We start from the raw sequence: 15,090 nt of genomic DNA on the forward strand, positions 1-15,090 counted from the left end.
TGCTTCGAAGTCGGTTGGACCACATCGATCGTTCACGGGAGGACTACTGCAGTGCCGAGCAACGCACAACGGCGCCAGGCCGCGAAACGCAAACTCGAACGGCAGCTCGAGCGTCGAGCCGAACGCGAGCGCAAGCGGCGCCGCATGACGATCGCGCTGTCCGCGCTCGGAGTGATCGTGGTCGTCGGCGCCGGTGTTGCTCTGTGGGCGGTCGACCGGGGCGACGACACGGCCACCGAGGCGGCGTCGAACGACACCTCGGGTTCGGAAATGGAGTACGCCGCGCTCCCCGACGGCCGGTCCGAGCCGTTGCCCGAGACGGTGAGCTGCTCCTACACCGCGGACGGCCGCGAACCGTCGAAGCCGGCAGAGCCGCCGCGCACCGAGGGCATCCGCACCACCGGTGAGGGCAACACGGACATCAGCGTCAGCATGGAGACGAGCCAGGGGAACATCGGCCTGATCCTGCACAACGACGATTCGCCGTGCACCGTCAACAGTTTCCTGTCGCTGGCCTCGCAGAACTACTTCGACGACACGCCCTGCCACCGGCTGACCACCTCGCCGTCCCTGCAGGTCCTGCAGTGCGGCGACCCGTCGGGTAGCGGGTCGGGCGGTCCGGGATACCAGTTCGCCAACGAGTTCCCCACCGATCAGTTCGCCGCCGACGATCCCGCCGCGCAGGAACCGATGACCTATCCGCGTGGCACCCTCGCGATGGCCAACGCCGGCCCGGACACCAATGGCAGCCAGTTCTTCCTGGTGTACGGCGATTCGGTGCTGCCGCCGCAGTACACCGTCTTCGGCACGATCGACGAGACCGGTCTCGCGACCCTCGACAAGATCGCCGCGGCCGGCGTCGCAGGCGGAGCCGCCGACGGTGCCCCCGCGCTGGAGACCACCCTCACGTCGGTCAGGATGGACTGATGATCCGATTGCGCACCGCCCTCGCCGCCGGCGCCGGGCTGGCACTCCTGCTCACGGGGTGCTCCGACGATTCGTCCACCGATACCGCCGCGAGCTCGTCGGCACCGGCGTCCGCCGCCGACCGGCAGTCCCCCGCCTACACGGGCGAACTACCGGAGCGACCCAGCGGCACCGACTCCGTCTCGTGCACCTACGACGCCTCGGGTGACGCCGCACGCGACGTGACCGCCCCCGCCTCGGACGACGTCTCCGCCACCGGCGCTGCTGCCGCGCAGATCACCACCAGCGTCGGCGTGATCGGCGTCGAACTCGACCGTGCCGCGGCACCGTGCACGGTCAACAGCTTCGTGTCCCTCGCGGAGCAGGGCTACTTCGACGACACGCCCTGCCACCGGCTGGTGACCTCACCGGGTCTGCAGGTGCTGCAGTGCGGCGACCCGACGGGCACCGGCACGGGCGGGCCGGGTTACGGCTTCGACACCGAGTACCCGGAGAACGTGTACGCACCCGGCGACGCCCAGCTGCGCCAGCCGGTGATCTACCCGCGCGGCACGGTCGCGATGGCCAACACGGGCCGGCCCGGCAGCAACGGCAGCCAGTTCTTCCTGGTCTACGAGGATTCGCAGCTTCCCCCCACCTACACGGTCTTCGGGACGGTCGACGAGGCCGGACTCGCCGTGATCGAGGAGGTCGCGGCGGAGGGCGACGACGGATCGATGGCGGCCGGCGGCGGTGCCCCCAACCGCGCGGTGCAGATCGAGTCGGTGACCGTCGGGTCCTGACACCCCCGTTCGCACGGAACGTACGGACGTCCCGTCCCGGAGATTCCGGAGCGGGACGTCGTCGTCCGGCGCGAGACCGAGACGGATTCGGTCAGGCTGCCGAGGTCACCCGGTACACGTCGTAGACGCCCTCGACGTTGCGGACGACGTTGAGCACGTGCCCGAGATGTTTCGGGTCGCCCATCTCGAAGGTGAACCGGCTCACCGCGACCCGATCGCCTGTGGTCGTCACGGAGGCCGACAGGATGTTGACCTTCTCGTCGGCGAGTGCCTTCGTCACGTCGGACAGCAGACGGTGCCGGTCGAGAGCTTCGATCTGGATCGCGACGAGGAACACCGACGACGGCGAGGGCGCCCACTGCACCTCGATGATGCGCTCCGACTGCTCCCGCAGCGACCCGGCGTTGGTGCAGTCGGTGCGGTGCACGCTCACCGCTCCGGTGCGGGTCACGAAGCCCATGATCTCGTCGCCGGGGACGGGCGTGCAGCACTTGGCGAGCTTCGAGACCGTGCCCGGTGCGCCCGGCACGAGGACACCGGAGTCGCCGCTGTTCCGCGAGCGGGTCGGGATGGTCGACGGTGTGGACCGCTCGGCCAGTTCCTCTTCGACGCCACCGACGCCACCAAGCAGCGCGACCAGCCGTTGCACGACGTGGTGCGCCGAGACGTGGTGCTCACCGACCGCGGTGTACAGCGCCGAGACGTCGGCGTACCGCAGTTCCTTGGCGACCGTGACCATCAGGTCGGCGTTCATCAGGCGCTGCAGCGGCAGACCGACGCGACGGACCTCCTTCGCGATGGCGTCCTTGCCGGATTCGAGGGCCTCCTCGCGACGTTCCTTGGCGAACCACTGCCGGATCTTCGCCTTGGCGCGGGGTGAGACGACGAACGACTGCCAGTCGCGGCTCGGGCCGGCGTTGGGGTCCTTGGAGGTGAAGACCTCCACGACCTCGCCGTTCTCGAGCTTGCGTTCGAGGGCGACGAGGCGGCCGTTGACGCGGGCTCCGATGCAGCGGTGCCCGACCTCGGTGTGCACGGCGTACGCGAAGTCCACGGGCGTCGAGCCGGAAGGCAGCGTGATCACGTCGCCCTTGGGCGTGAAGACGAAGATCTCCTTGACCGCCAGGTCGTAACGGAGCGATTCGAGGAACTCCCCCGGGTCGGCCGCTTCCCGCTGCCAGTCGAGGAGCTGCCGCATCCAGGCCATGTCGTCGAGCTCGGCGACATCACCCGAGTGGCGTCCCTTGGTCTCCTTGTACCGCCAGTGCGCGGCGATGCCGAATTCTGCGGTGCGGTGCATCTCGTGCGTGCGGATCTGCACCTCGAGCGGCTTGCCCTCGGGACCGATGACGGTGGTGTGCAGCGACTGGTAGACGCCGTAGCGGGGCTGGGCGATGTAGTCCTTGAACCGTCCCGCCATGGGCTGCCACAGCGAGTGCACGACACCGACGGCCGCGTAGCAGTCGCGGATCTCGTTGCACAGGATGCGCACGCCGACCAGGTCGTGGATGTCGTCGAAGTCGCGGCCCTTGACGATCATCTTCTGGTAGATCGACCAGTAGTGCTTGGGCCGGCCCTCGACGACCGCGTCGATCCGCGACGCGGAGAGTGTCCGTCCGATCTCGTCACGGACGGTGGCCAGGTAGGTGTCGCGCGACGGTGCGCGGGTCGCGACGAGCCGGACGATCTCCTCGTACTTCTTCGGATGAAGGATCGCGAAGGCGAGGTCCTCGAGCTCCCACTTGACCGTCGCCATCCCGAGGCGGTGGGCCAGCGGGGCGATGACCTCGAGGGTCTCGCGTGCCTTGCGGGCCTGCTTCTCGGGAGGCAGGAAGCGCATGGTCCGCATGTTGTGCAGACGGTCGGCGACCTTGATGACGAGCACCCGGGGGTCGCGCGCCATCGCGATGATCATCTTGCGGATGGTCTCGCCCTCGGCGGCCGAACCGAGCACGACCTTGTCGAGTTTGGTGACGCCGTCGACGAGATGCGCGACCTCTTCACCGAACTCCGCGGTGAGCTGCTCGAGCGTATACCCGGTGTCCTCGACGGTGTCGTGGAGCAGTGCCGCGACGAGGGTCGTGGTGTCCATGCCGAGTTCGGCGAGGATCGTGGCGACCGCCAGCGGGTGGGTGATGTAGGGATCGCCGGACTTGCGCTTCTGGCTGGCGTGCCGTTCCTCCGCGACGTCGTAGGCCCGCTGCAGCTGCGAGAGGTCGGCCTTCGGGTACAGCTCGCGGTGGATGGTGACCAGCGGCTCGAGGACCGGCTTGAGGCTCGTGCCCCGCTGACCGGTGATGCGTCGTGCCAGGCGCGCGCGTACCCGCCTCGACGCGGAGGTCGATGCCGGTGTGGGGGTCGGGTTCTGACCGGAATTGTGGGACCGATCGAGATTCTGGGTCATGCCTCAACCTCCCGTCGCGGCTGCGAACCCGGTTCGTCACCGATGCGCATGTCCGGACCGTACGGGCCCGGCGGGTTCACCGGCACCTGTGGCAACTCTATCCCTCAGATCCGCATGAGAGACGTCAGCGGGTACTTCTGCAGTCGCGTCCGGCCGCCGAGGGCTTCGATCTCGGTGACGACGGTGATCCCGACGACCTCGGCGCCGACGCGTTCGAGCAGTTCGACGGTGGCGGCGAGGGTTCCGCCGGTCGCAAGGACGTCGTCGACGACGAGCACCTTGCGGCCCTGCAGGGCCATCCAGTCGCCCGGGATCTCGATCGCGGCGGTGCCGTATTCGAGGCTGTATTCACAGGTCTGGACGGGCGGCGGGAGTTTGCCCGCCTTGCGGACGGCGAGCACGCCCACCCCCAGGGTGCGGGCGATGCCGCCGCCGAGGAGGAAGCCGCGCGCATCGATACCGGCGACGAGTTCGGCGTCGGGTGCCGCGGAGGCCAGCGCCGCGATCACGGCCGAGAAGGACGGTCCGTCGGCGAAGACGGGCGTCAGGTCGGCGAAACGGACACCCGCGGTCGGGAAATCGTCGACCCATCGGGTGTGTTCGGCCACGGCCACGGCAGCTTCTTCGACGAGCCGCGTATCGCCGATCCGTTGAGCGCTCATCCTCCGAGTATCCACCGGTCCATGTTCCAGCCCGCACCCGCGGTCGTCGGGTTGGGCACCCCGGCATGCATTCCCGCCGCGAACCCGATCGTGCGGGGCTGCGCGAACAGGGGCAGGGTGGGAACGTCGCCCCACAGGATGCGTTCGGCCTCGGTCGCGAGTCCCGCGATGGCCGCGTTGTCCTTCGCCACGAGCAGGCCGTCGAGCAGTTCGTCGACGCGGCCGATCGAATAACCGCCGACGTTGCTGCCGGCCCCGGAGTGCAGTGCGTCGCGGGCGTGCTCCATGTCGGCGGCGCCACCGGCACCGGCGGCCGTGGCCGTCCCGACGAGGATCGCGTCGACCTCCCCCGCCGTCAGCTGCGACGGCGTGAAGGTGTCGGAGCCGGCGTCGACGATCTCGATGCCCGCCTCACGGCAGGATTCGCCGATCAACTCGACGGTGCGCGCGCGGCGCTCGTCCGGTCCGAGATAGCCGATGCGGACCTGCATGCGGTCCTGACCGGAGGCCTCACGTTCGGAACGCGCGGCGGCGATGTCGACCTCGGCGTAGCCTTCGGCGGTCGGCACGGTCTGCGGGTACAGCGGCGAGTCGGGCGCCAGGAGCCGCGAGGTGATCGGGCCCGTGACGCCGTTCGACTCGTCGGACACGCCGAGTTCGTCGAACAGCTGTGTGCGAGGCGTGCACAGGGCGACGGCGCGGCGCGCCGCCGGGTCCTGGAAGACACCGCTCGTGGCGAACACCAGTTGTTCGAGGTTGCGTGAGACGACGGTGGAGACGTCGGCGCCGTCGCCGAGGTTGCTGTGGCCGACGGATCCCTCGGCCACGTCGACGACGTGGATGCGGCCGTCCTCCGCGGCCGCGGACGTGTCGGTGCCGCGCGGCCAGACGACGATGCGGTCGGTGCCCGGGGCGTTCCCCCACCACCGCTCGTTCGCGACGAGCGTCAGGCCGTCCTCGGCGGTGTACGACTCGAGGCGGTACGGGCCCGCGGACGGGAACAGCGCCGGATCGATCTCACCCGGGGTGAGGGTCCAGCCGGTGTTCCAGAACTCCGCGATGCGCCGGACGGCCTCGGTGTCGTTCGCCGTGATCGCTCCGACCAGGTCGGACACACCCGACCTTCCTGCCGCCACGTGGGCCGGCATCAGCTCGGTGGCCCCGAACAGCGCCTTCCAGTTCGTGTCCTCGCGGCCGGGTCGGAAGACGACGGTGGCCTCCTTCGACCCGGGCTGACAGTCGACCCGGTCGATGTCGGCGTAACCACCACGATGGGCAGCGTCGAACAGCGGGACCTGCTCGCCGGACTCGTCGGGAGCGGTGAAGCGTCCGCTCGACGCAGCCCAGGCCAGGACGAGGTCGTCGCAGGACATGGGCACACCGTCGGAGTAGACCGCGTCCGGCGACAGGCGGTACTGCACGGTGAGCCCCTCACCGGGCACGACCGAGGCAGTGCCGATGTCGGTGTCCGCGATCACCCGGCCCTGCGGACCGACGTAGCCGAAGCCCGGCAGCACCCGGGCGAACGCCTGGCGCGCGCCCGAGGCCGCACCGTCGACGGTGTTCGCGTTGTAGGTCGTCACCGTGTTGTCGATCGCGTACCCGATCAAGTGCACCGGTTCCTCGTCCGTGCCGCACGCGACGGTGGAGAACGCGAGTGTCGAGGCCACCGCCGCGCACGCGAGGAGCGTGCCGCGGCGCCTCGGCGACCGCCTCGTCGTCGGGTCGTTCCGCTCGCTCACCGCCATGTCAGGACCTTCTCTTGCCGCGCTTTCCGGTGGGTCGTGCCCCGGGGGCAGGGCCGCGACGGACCGTCGCCCGGTCGGGCAGGGGTCCGGCGCCCTGCACCGTCGGCACCACCTTTGCGTCGACCGCGTCGGCCGACTGTGATCCGGCCGTCGTCCCGGCCTTCGCCGCGCGGGCGGCGGCCTCCTCCCGCTTGGCGAGCACCTTGCGGGTGTGCTTCGCGACCGGACCACGCCATTCCTCGAGCGTAACCAGCAACGGGGTCGCGAAGAAGATCGACGAGAAGGTACCGACGACGATGCCGACCAACTGGACGAGGGCGAGGTCCTTGAGCGTGCCCACACCGAGGAGCCACACCGCGATGACCATCAGCGCCAGCACCGGCAACACCGAGATGATCGTGGTGTTGATCGAGCGCATGAGCGTCTGGTTGACGGCGAGGTTGGCCTGCTCGGCGTAGGTGCGGCGGTGCAGGTGCAGGATGCCGCGGGTGTTCTCCTCGACCTTGTCGAAGACGACGACCGTGTCGTAGAGCGAGAAACCGAGGATCGTGAGCAGACCGATGACGGTCGCAGGACTGACCTCGAAGCCGACGAGGGCGTAGACACCCGCTGTCACGATGATGTCGAAGAACAGGGCGGTGATCGCTGCGATCGCCATGTTCCGCTGGTATCGGATCGTGATGTAGATGCTGACGATGACGAGGAAGACCACCAGCGCGATGAGCGCCTTGTTGGTGATCTGGCTTCCCCACGTCTCGCTGACGTCGGCGACGCTGATCGAGTTGCGGGACGGCTCACCGTCCGGCCCGGCGGGCTGGAACTCCTCGAACAGCGCGGTCTGCAGCTCGGCGACCTGCTCGCCGTCGAGAGTCTCCGACCGGATCTGGACGGTCGCTCCGTCGCCGGCGCCGACAGTCTGCACCGCCTCGGGTTCGAAGCCGATGGTGTCGCTGAAGACGGTCTCGACTTCCTCGACGGAGACGCCCGGCACGGCCGGCATCTGGATGCGGGTGCCGCCCTCGAAGTCGATACCCCAGCTGAATCCGCGCAGCAGCATGCTGAGCAGGGCGATCAACACGATCACCGCGGTGACGATGTACCACCGCTTGCGGCGTCCGACGATCTCGAAGGCGCCCGTGCCGGTGTACAGACGGGACAGTCGGCTGTGCTGCGGCGCGGCCGTCGTCGTGGTCGTGTCGGTCATCGTCACGCCTCCTTCGCAGCGGTCGCGGCGACGAGACGACGCTCGTCGGCCACCTGCTGGATCGCGCCCAGACCGTTCACGCTCGGCTTGGACCAGAACTTCGACTTCGAGGCCAGGAACACCAGCGGCCAGGTCACCAGGAACACGACGACGACGTCGAGGATCGTGGTGAGGCCGAGGGTGAACGCGAAGCCGCGGACCTGACCGACGGCCAGGACGTAGAGCACGGCGGCGGCGATGAAGCTGACCGCGTTACCGGAGAGAATCGTGCGGCGGGCCCGTGCCCAGCCGCGCGGCACCGCGGAACGGAAACTCCGCCCCTCGCGGATCTCGTCCTTGATCCGTTCGAAGAACACGACGAACGAGTCGGCGGTCATGCCGATACCGATGATCAGACCGGCGACGCCGGCGAGGTCGAGCGTGAACCCGATGTATCTGCCGAGCAGCACCATGACCGCGTAGACCGCCATTCCCGAGAGAACGAGCGACAGCGCGGTGAGCAGTCCGAGCATCCGGTAGTACGCGAGGCAGAACAGGAGCACCAGCGCCAGACCCACCGCACCGGCGATCAGCCCGGCCTCGAGCGAAGCCAGACCCAGAGTGGCGGAGACGGTCTCGGCTTCGGATGCCACGAACGACAGCGGCAACGACCCGTACTTGAGGGTGTTCGCCAGCTCTGCGGCCTGCGTACTCGTGAACTGGCCGGTGATCGAGGTGGCGCTGCCGGCGGGGGTGGCGCCCTGGATCACGGGCGCGCTGACGACCTTCGAGTCGAGCACGAAGGCGGCCTGCTGACCGATGTTCGCGGCGGTGAACTGCGCCCACGTATTGCTGCCCTCGCTGTCGAAGGTCAGGCTGACCTCGTAGCGCGACTGCTGCTGATTGAAACCGGAGGTCGCGTCCTCGATCTGCTGGCCGTCGATGATGCTCGGGCCCAGCAGGTAGATCGCGGTGCCGTCGGTCGAGCACGCGACGAGCGGAAGCGCCGGGTCGTCGTTGCCGGCGAGCGGGTCGGCCGCGGAGCAGTCGAGGGCGAGAGCCGCCGCCTGCTGCACGGCGGGGTCCTCGCTCTGACGGGTGGCCTTGGCCGTGGCGATGTCTGCAGCCGCCTGTTCCTGCGGCGTGAGCGAGCCGTCGTTCTCGGGAGCGTCGGGTGCTCCGGAGGGCTCGGCCGGAGCCTGGGGCGCCTCGACGGGGGCCTCGGGCGTCTCGGCCGGTGCCGGGGCGTCGGTGGGCGCGGTGGGATCCTGCGCGGGGAACGGACGTCCCTGCGGTTCGGGTGCGTCGGCGGGCGGAGCCTGGTCGGCCGGCGCGGGTTCACCGGGTGCCGGTTCGGCAGGGGCCGGTTCTGCGGGCAGCCCGCCCTCGGGGGTACCGGCACCGGGCTGCTCGGCGAGATCCTCGGCGGTCATGTTCGCGTCGATCGGTCCCCCGATCACCGGCCTGATGTACAGCCGGGCGGTCTGGCCCAGCGTCCTGGCCTGGGCGCTGTCCTCACCCGGGACGGTGATCACGAGGTTGTCGCCCTCGACGATCACCTCCGAACCCGACACACCGAGCCCGTTGACGCGGGTCTCGATGATCTGCTGGGCCTGGCGGAGGCTGTCCGGACTCGGGCTGCTCCCGTCGGGGGTTCGCGCGGTGAGGGTGACGCGGGTGCCACCCTGCAGGTCGATGCCCAGCTTCGGGGTGGGCGACTTGTCCCCGGTGAAGAAGACCAGTGCATACAACGCGGCGAGAATCACCCCGAACAGGGCGAGAGCGCGCACGGGATGCACCGATCCGTTGGAAGGTGCCACGGTCTGTCAGTCTCCTCGATGCGAGTGAGTGGTGGTCGGGTGCAGTCGCGCGGCGCTCGGCACCGGCACCGGAGACTCCGGTGCCGAAACCGTGCGTCGCGAATCGGCTGTCAGTACTCGGTCGGACGTCCCTCCGGCGGGTTCGCATCGTCGTCCTTGCGGAGCAGATCCGGATCCTGCGGGGTCTCGGTCTCGACGCGCTCCCGGATGACCAGACGCGACCAGGTCGTGACGACACCCGGCGCGATCTCGAGATCGACGGTGTCGTCGGCGAGGGCGGCCACCGTGGCGTGCAGACCCGCGGTGGTCATCACGCGGTCGCCGATGCGCAGGGAGTCCTGCAGCGCCGTCACCTTCTGCATCTCCTTCTTCTGACGCCGCACGCCCAGGAAGGTCGGGACGAGCAGTGCCAGGATCAGGAGAGGGAAGAGCAGTTCCATCGTTGAAGTCAGTCCTCGGTCGTTGTCGGTGGGTGGTGACGCGAGCGACACCAGCGGGTCGTGGTGGCGCATGCGTCACCACGACGTCGGGATCGGCCTGCACGGACCGACGCAGTAGACCAGTGTGCCATTCCCCGGGCGAGGGCCCTACCTCCGTACGTCCGGATCGTCCGGGTCGGACGGATCGACACCGCCCTCGAGGGTCGTGTCCGGGTCGTCCTCGAACAGCTCGAGCTGTGGTTCGCGCGCACGCACCTCGATGCCCCCGGTGGCGGCCTCCGGCGGCGGGGTGAGGCCGAGCTGCAACCAAGCGGCCTGCGTGGCCACACGTCCGCGCGGAGTGCGCGCGACCATGCCGGCACGGACCAGGAACGGCTCGCACACCTCCTCGACGGTGGCGGGCTCCTCCCCCACGGCCACCGCGAGTGTCGACACGCCGACCGGGCCACCACCGAAACTGCGGACGAGTGCGCCGAGAACGGCGCGATCGAGACGATCGAGACCGATCGGGTCGACGTCGTACACCTCGAGCGCGGCCTGGGCCACGGCCCGGGTCACGACACCGTCGGCGCGCACGTCGGCGTAGTCGCGGACGCGGCGCAGCAACCGGTTGGCGATACGCGGCGTGCCGCGGGAGCGACCGGCGATCTCCGCGGCGGCGTCGTCGCGGAGAGCGATCCCGAGGATCGATGCGGAGCGGTGCAGGATGCGCTGCAGCTCGGGGGGCTCGTAGAAGTCCATGTGCGCAGTGAAACCGAACCGGTCGCGCAGCGGGCCGGTGAGGGCACCGGAACGGGTGGTCGCGCCGACGAGGGTGAAGGGTGCGACCTCGAGCGGGATGGACGTCGCGCCGGGCCCCTTGCCCACCACGACGTCGACGCGGAAGTCCTCCATCGCCAGATACAGCATCTCCTCGGCCGGTCGGGCGATGCGGTGGATCTCGTCGATGAACAGCACGTCGCCCTCCGCGAGGTTCGACAGCATCGCAGCGAGATCACCGGCGCGTTCGAGCGCGGGACCGGAGGTCAGTCTCAGTGACGTGCCGAGTTCGGCGGCGATGATCATCGCCATCGACGTCTTGCCGAGACCGGGCGGACCGGACAGGAGGATGTGATCGGGAGTGCCGCCGCGCAGCTTCGCTCCTCGCAGAACGAGCTGCAGCTGTTCGCGGACCCGCGGTTGCCCGATGAAGTCGTCGAGACTGGTCGGGCGCAGACTGGTCTCGATGTCGCTGTCGGAGGGCAGATGCTCCGCCGTGACCGGCGACCGCTCGCGGTCGGCCGATGCAGCATCGAATTCGCGGGCCGCTCCTGAGGCCTCGAACTCACGGTACTCGTCGGTCACCGCGACCTACCCAGCAGCTTGAGCGCCGAGCGCAGTGCCGTCGAGACGTCGGCGCCCGGCTCCTCGGCAAGGACCTTGTCGGCGGCCGGTTCGGCCTGACGCGGCGTGAATCCGAGGCCGACCAGCGCCTCGACGATCTGGTCGCGCAGCGGCGAGGCACCGGCCGCGACAGGCGACGATCCCGTGGCGCCGAAGGCCGCGACCTTGTCGCGCAGTTCGACGATCATGCGTTCGGCGCCACGCTTGCCGATCCCGGGTACCCGCGTCAGCGCTGCGGTGTTGCCGTCGGCGAGAGCCGCCCGCAGCGCATCGGGTTCGAGGACGGCGAGCGTGGCCATGGCGAGCCGGGGGCCGACGCCGCTGACCGTCTGCAGCAGGCCGAACAGTTCGCGCGCCTCGGCGTCCACGAAGCCGTACAGCGTCATGGAGTCCTCGCGCACGATCATCGCGGTGGCGAGTCTGGCCTGCTCGCCGCGCCGGAGACCGGCGAGGGTCGCAGGTGTGGTGTTGATCCGATAGCCGATCCCACCCGCCTCGATCACCACGTGGTCGAGGGCTATGTCGAGTACCTCGCCGTGTACCGAGGCGATCACCGGCTACCTGCCTTCCGTGCGGCCGACTGTTCGCGCAGCCGCTCCTCGTAGCGTTTCTTCTGCTGGGCGGCCGCAGCTTCGGCGGCCGCGAGTCTGGCGATCAGCGGGGCCCGCCAACAGTGTGCGACGGCCAGCGCGAGCGCGTCGGCGGCGTCGGCGGGCTTCGGCGCGGCGTCGAGCTTGAGGATGCGGGTGATCATCGTGGTCACCTGCTTCTTGTCGGCCGTGCCACTGCCGGTGACCGCGGCCTTCACCTCGCTCGGCGTGTGGAACATGACCGGGATCGAGCGACGCGCCGCAGCCAGGGCGACGACGCCGCCGGCCTGCGCGGTGCCCATCGCGGTGCGCACGTTGTGCTGGGAGAACACGCGCTCGATCGCGACGACGTCGGGCTTGTAGCGGTCCATCCACTCCTCGACCGAGTCGGAGACCTTGAGGAGCCGGTGCTCGAGGTCGAGTTCGGGCGAGGTGCGGATGACACCGACGGCGACGGGGATCACGTCGCGTCCGCGTCCCGTGTCGACCATCCCCAGACCACATCGGGTCAGACCGGGGTCGACACCCATCACGCGCACCCGACTCACCTCTCGACACCCGAATACGGCCGGGTTTCCGACGCCTTCGACGGACCCGACCTTGCTTCGCACGATTGCGAACGCCTGTTCGAGAGCATAGCGGCCGGGATCGGGTGCCGGGAGACCGACACGCGACCCCGGCCGCTGTGACAAGTACGACGAGCGTCGCTCGTGGACGACTACGACGAGAGCGTCGCTCAGGCGTCGAGTTCGGCGAGGACGTCGTCGGAGATGTCGACGTTCGTGTAGACGTTCTGCACGTCGTCGCAGTCTTCGAGCGCGTCGACCAGCTTCATGACCTTGCGTGCACCCTCGGCGTCGACCGGCACCTCGACGGACGCCCGGAAATCGGGGTCGGCCGAGTCGTAGTCGATGCCGGCGTCGACGAGAGCCGTACGCACGGCGATCAGGTCGGACGCCTCGGAGACGATCTCGAAGGAGTCGCCGAGATCGTTGATTTCCTCGGCACCCGCTTCGAGGACGACCTCGAGGATCTCGTCCTCGGAGCGGCCGTTCTTCTCGAGCACGACGACGCCTTTGCGGGTGAACAGGTAGGCGACCGAACCCGGATCGGCCATGTTGCCGCCGTTGCGGGTCATCGCCGTGCGGACCTCGCCCGCGGCGCGGTTGCGGTTGTCGGTCAGACACTCGATGAGCAGCGCGACACCGTTGGGGCCGTAGCCCTCGTAGGTGATGGTCTGCCAGTCGGCACCGCCGGCTTCCTCACCGCCGCCACGCTTGCGGGCACGCTCGATGTTGTCGTTCGGGACCGAGCTCTTCTTCGCCTTCTGGATGGCGTCGAACAGGGTCGGGTTACCCGCCGGGTCGCCACCACCGGTCCGAGCCGCCACCTCGATGTTCTTGATGAGCTTCGCGAACATCTTGCCGCGCTTGGCATCGATGACCGCCTTCTTGTGCTTGGTGGTGGCCCATTTGGAGTGGCCGCTCATTCGCTTCGAGCCCCTTCCGGAGAAGTGTGGTCGGCGTCAACCGACAGGTCGGAGAGTCGATTCTACTCGCTCCCGGTGTGAGCCACCGGCACGGTGGCCGTGTCGTCATGTCGCCGAGGCCGTCGGGCGCACCCGAGGTCGGGTCGCCGAGCGCACGGTCTCCACGAACAGCCGGTGCACGCGATGGTCACCGGTGATCTCGGGGTGGAAGGACGTCGCGATCACAGCGCCCTGCCGCACTGCGACCACCCGGCCCGCCGCCGGCCCGTCCGGAACCGTGGCCAGGACCTCCACGTCGGGCCCGATCTCCTCCACCCACGGGGCTCGGATGAACACCGCGCGCACCGGCCCGTCGCCGAGACCCGTCATCGGCAGGTCGGTCTCGAACGAGTCGACCTGCCGGCCGAAGGCGTTGCGGCGCACCACGATGTCGAGGGCGTCGAGGTGTTCGGCGTCCTCGGTGGTGTCGAGCACCCGGGAGGCGAGCAGGATCATGCCGGCACACGAACCGTAGGCGGGCAGCCCGGCCTCCAACCGGGCCCGCAGCGGTTCGAGCAGATCGAACACACGCAGCAGACAGCTGACCGTAGTGGATTCGCCTCCCGGAAGGACGATGCCGTCGACCTCGTCGAGTTCGCGTTCGCGACGCACCGCGATCGTCCGCGCGCCTGCCTCCTCGAGAGCGCTGCGATGTTCGCGGACGTCGCCCTGCAATGCCAGGACGCCGATCGTGGGAGAGGAAATGGTCACCGTTGCCTGCCTGTCCGTTCGGGGTCGCCGATGCGCAGGCACTTTGTAGGGACGTCTTCGTCGGGGACGCCCTCGTTCAGGACTCGCGCAGGTACCGCGTGAGTCCTTCCTGCACCACCGCCGCGACCATGTTGCCGTTGCGATCGAAGATCCGCCCCTGGGTCAGTGCGCGCCCCAGCCCGGCGGAGGGTGACGTCTGGTCGTAAAGCAGCCAGTCGTCGGCGCGGAACGGCCGCAGGAACCACATCGCGTGGTCCAGCGATGCACCCTGCGTCCGTTCGTCGTCGTGGCCGACACTCGCCGAGCCGAGCAACGTCATGTCGCTCATGTACGCGAGCGTGCACACGTGGAAGACCGGGTCGTCGGGGAGGATCTCGCGGGACTTGAACCACAGCTGCTGCTGTGCAGCCATCCTGCTCGACGAGTCCATCCGGTCGCGGGGAACGAACCGGAAGTCCCATTCGGCCCATTCCTTCTTCGCCCACAGCAGGGTCGCGTCGTCGACCACAGTCTCCGGATCGGGCAGTTCCTCCGGAGCCGGCACCCGCGGAATCGTGTCCTGGTGCTCGATCCCCTCGTCGCGTACGTGGAACGACGCCGACATCGTGAAGATCGCCTTGCCGTCCTGGACGGCCGTCACGCGCCGGGTGCAGAAGGAGCGGCCGTCGCGGATCCGGTCGACGAGGTAGACGATCTGCATCGTCGGGTTCCCCGGCCGGAGGAAGTAGCCGTGCAGCGAGTGGACCCCGAATGCGGGATCGACAGTGCGGACCGCCGACACGAGCGCCTGACCGGCCACCTGACCACCGAACGTCCGCGGCAGCAACGTCTCCGTCGCTATGCCCCGGAAGATGTCGTTCTCGATCTGTTCGAGCGCCAGGATCTGCTCGATCTTCGCCATGGGAACTCCTT

At 69.1% G+C, this 15,090-nt stretch carries 14 protein-coding genes; 2 read left to right on the forward strand and 12 right to left on the reverse strand.

Annotated elements, in window-relative coordinates; translation table 11 throughout:
• Positions 1 to 51 precede the first annotated feature (51 nt).
• A complete protein-coding gene (locus BLV31_RS15295; protein WP_006551399.1) occupies positions 52 to 927 on the forward strand; it encodes a peptidylprolyl isomerase in 876 nt (291 codons plus the stop codon).
• Positions 927 to 1,709: a peptidylprolyl isomerase gene (locus tag BLV31_RS15300; protein WP_006551398.1), complete on the forward strand. Its 783-nt coding sequence runs from the start codon at positions 927 to 929 to the stop codon at positions 1,707 to 1,709. Before BLV31_RS15295 ends, BLV31_RS15300 begins: the two co-directional genes overlap by 1 nt.
• Before the next feature lie 91 nt (positions 1,710 to 1,800).
• On the opposite strand, the gene BLV31_RS15305 is transcribed toward BLV31_RS15300, so the two are convergent.
• The 12 genes from BLV31_RS15305 to BLV31_RS15360 all read right to left on the reverse strand — a co-directional run bounded on the left by BLV31_RS15305 (position 1,801) and on the right by BLV31_RS15360 (position 15,079).
• The gene (locus tag BLV31_RS15305) at positions 1,801 to 4,113 is read right to left on the reverse strand and encodes a RelA/SpoT family protein (protein ID WP_006551397.1); all 2,313 of its coding nucleotides are present in this window, start codon (positions 4,111 to 4,113) and stop codon (positions 1,801 to 1,803) included.
• Between the two features lie 104 nt (positions 4,114 to 4,217).
• On the reverse strand, positions 4,218 to 4,775 hold the full coding sequence (locus BLV31_RS15310) for an adenine phosphoribosyltransferase (protein WP_006551396.1): 558 nt from the start codon (positions 4,773 to 4,775) through the stop codon (positions 4,218 to 4,220).
• Positions 4,772 to 6,523, reverse strand: coding sequence for an ABC transporter substrate-binding protein (locus tag BLV31_RS15315; RefSeq protein WP_081263364.1), 1,752 nt, complete (start codon positions 6,521 to 6,523; stop codon positions 4,772 to 4,774). Before BLV31_RS15315 ends, BLV31_RS15310 begins: the two co-directional genes overlap by 4 nt.
• Position 6,524: 1 nt before the next feature.
• On the reverse strand, positions 6,525 to 7,727 hold the full coding sequence (secF, locus tag BLV31_RS15320) for a protein translocase subunit SecF (RefSeq protein ID WP_230809464.1): 1,203 nt from the start codon (positions 7,725 to 7,727) through the stop codon (positions 6,525 to 6,527).
• 2 nt (positions 7,728 to 7,729) lie between these two features.
• Positions 7,730 to 9,526: a protein translocase subunit SecD gene (gene secD, locus BLV31_RS15325; RefSeq protein ID WP_064060273.1), complete on the reverse strand. Its 1,797-nt coding sequence runs from the start codon at positions 9,524 to 9,526 to the stop codon at positions 7,730 to 7,732.
• A 110-nt stretch (positions 9,527 to 9,636) separates the two neighbouring features.
• Complete coding sequence (yajC, locus tag BLV31_RS15330) at positions 9,637 to 9,966, reverse strand: preprotein translocase subunit YajC (RefSeq protein ID WP_006551392.1); 330 nt, start codon at positions 9,964 to 9,966, stop codon at positions 9,637 to 9,639.
• A 147-nt stretch (positions 9,967 to 10,113) separates the two neighbouring features.
• Positions 10,114 to 11,211 (reverse strand): Holliday junction branch migration DNA helicase RuvB, encoded by a 1,098-nt coding sequence (gene ruvB / locus BLV31_RS15335; RefSeq protein WP_230809613.1) that lies wholly within the window; start codon positions 11,209 to 11,211, stop codon positions 10,114 to 10,116.
• A gap of 95 nt (positions 11,212 to 11,306) precedes the next feature.
• Positions 11,307 to 11,903: a Holliday junction branch migration protein RuvA gene (ruvA, locus tag BLV31_RS15340; protein WP_006551390.1), complete on the reverse strand. Its 597-nt coding sequence runs from the start codon at positions 11,901 to 11,903 to the stop codon at positions 11,307 to 11,309.
• Positions 11,900 to 12,478: a crossover junction endodeoxyribonuclease RuvC gene (gene ruvC, locus BLV31_RS15345; RefSeq protein ID WP_033096573.1), complete on the reverse strand. Its 579-nt coding sequence runs from the start codon at positions 12,476 to 12,478 to the stop codon at positions 11,900 to 11,902. Before ruvC ends, ruvA begins: the two co-directional genes overlap by 4 nt.
• A 197-nt stretch (positions 12,479 to 12,675) precedes the next feature.
• On the reverse strand, positions 12,676 to 13,428 hold the full coding sequence (locus BLV31_RS15350) for a YebC/PmpR family DNA-binding transcriptional regulator (protein ID WP_006551388.1): 753 nt from the start codon (positions 13,426 to 13,428) through the stop codon (positions 12,676 to 12,678).
• Positions 13,429 to 13,533: 105 nt separating this feature from the next.
• Entirely contained in the window at positions 13,534 to 14,172 is a 639-nt protein-coding gene (gene pdxT / locus BLV31_RS15355) for a pyridoxal 5'-phosphate synthase glutaminase subunit PdxT (RefSeq protein ID WP_064060337.1), read from the reverse strand.
• An 82-nt stretch (positions 14,173 to 14,254) separates the two neighbouring features.
• On the reverse strand, positions 14,255 to 15,079 hold the full coding sequence (locus BLV31_RS15360) for an acyl-CoA thioesterase (RefSeq protein WP_006551386.1): 825 nt from the start codon (positions 15,077 to 15,079) through the stop codon (positions 14,255 to 14,257).
• Between the last annotated feature and the right edge of the window lie 11 nt (positions 15,080 to 15,090).

Origin of the sequence: Rhodococcus pyridinivorans, assembly GCF_900105195.1 — a bacterium.
GTDB classification, from domain to species: Bacteria; Actinomycetota; Actinomycetes; order Mycobacteriales; family Mycobacteriaceae; genus Rhodococcus; species Rhodococcus pyridinivorans.

Bases quoted from the DNA above. Each gene is read 5' to 3' on its own strand.
- BLV31_RS15300 (WP_006551398.1), top strand. From the start codon at position 927: ATGATCCGATTGCGCACCGCCCTCGCCGCCGGCGCCGGGCTGGCACTC.
- BLV31_RS15305 (WP_006551397.1), bottom strand. From the start codon at position 4,113: ATGACCCAGAATCTCGATCGGTCCCACAATTCCGGTCAGAACCCGACC.
- BLV31_RS15310 (WP_006551396.1), bottom strand. From the start codon at position 4,775: ATGAGCGCTCAACGGATCGGCGATACGCGGCTCGTCGAAGAAGCTGCC.
- BLV31_RS15315 (WP_081263364.1), bottom strand. From the start codon at position 6,523: ATGGCGGTGAGCGAGCGGAACGACCCGACGACGAGGCGGTCGCCGAGG.
- secF (WP_230809464.1), bottom strand. From the start codon at position 7,727: ATGACCGACACGACCACGACGACGGCCGCGCCGCAGCACAGCCGACTG.
- yajC (WP_006551392.1), bottom strand. From the start codon at position 9,966: ATGGAACTGCTCTTCCCTCTCCTGATCCTGGCACTGCTCGTCCCGACC.
- BLV31_RS15350 (WP_006551388.1), bottom strand. From the start codon at position 13,428: ATGAGCGGCCACTCCAAATGGGCCACCACCAAGCACAAGAAGGCGGTC.
- BLV31_RS15360 (WP_006551386.1), bottom strand. From the start codon at position 15,079: ATGGCGAAGATCGAGCAGATCCTGGCGCTCGAACAGATCGAGAACGAC.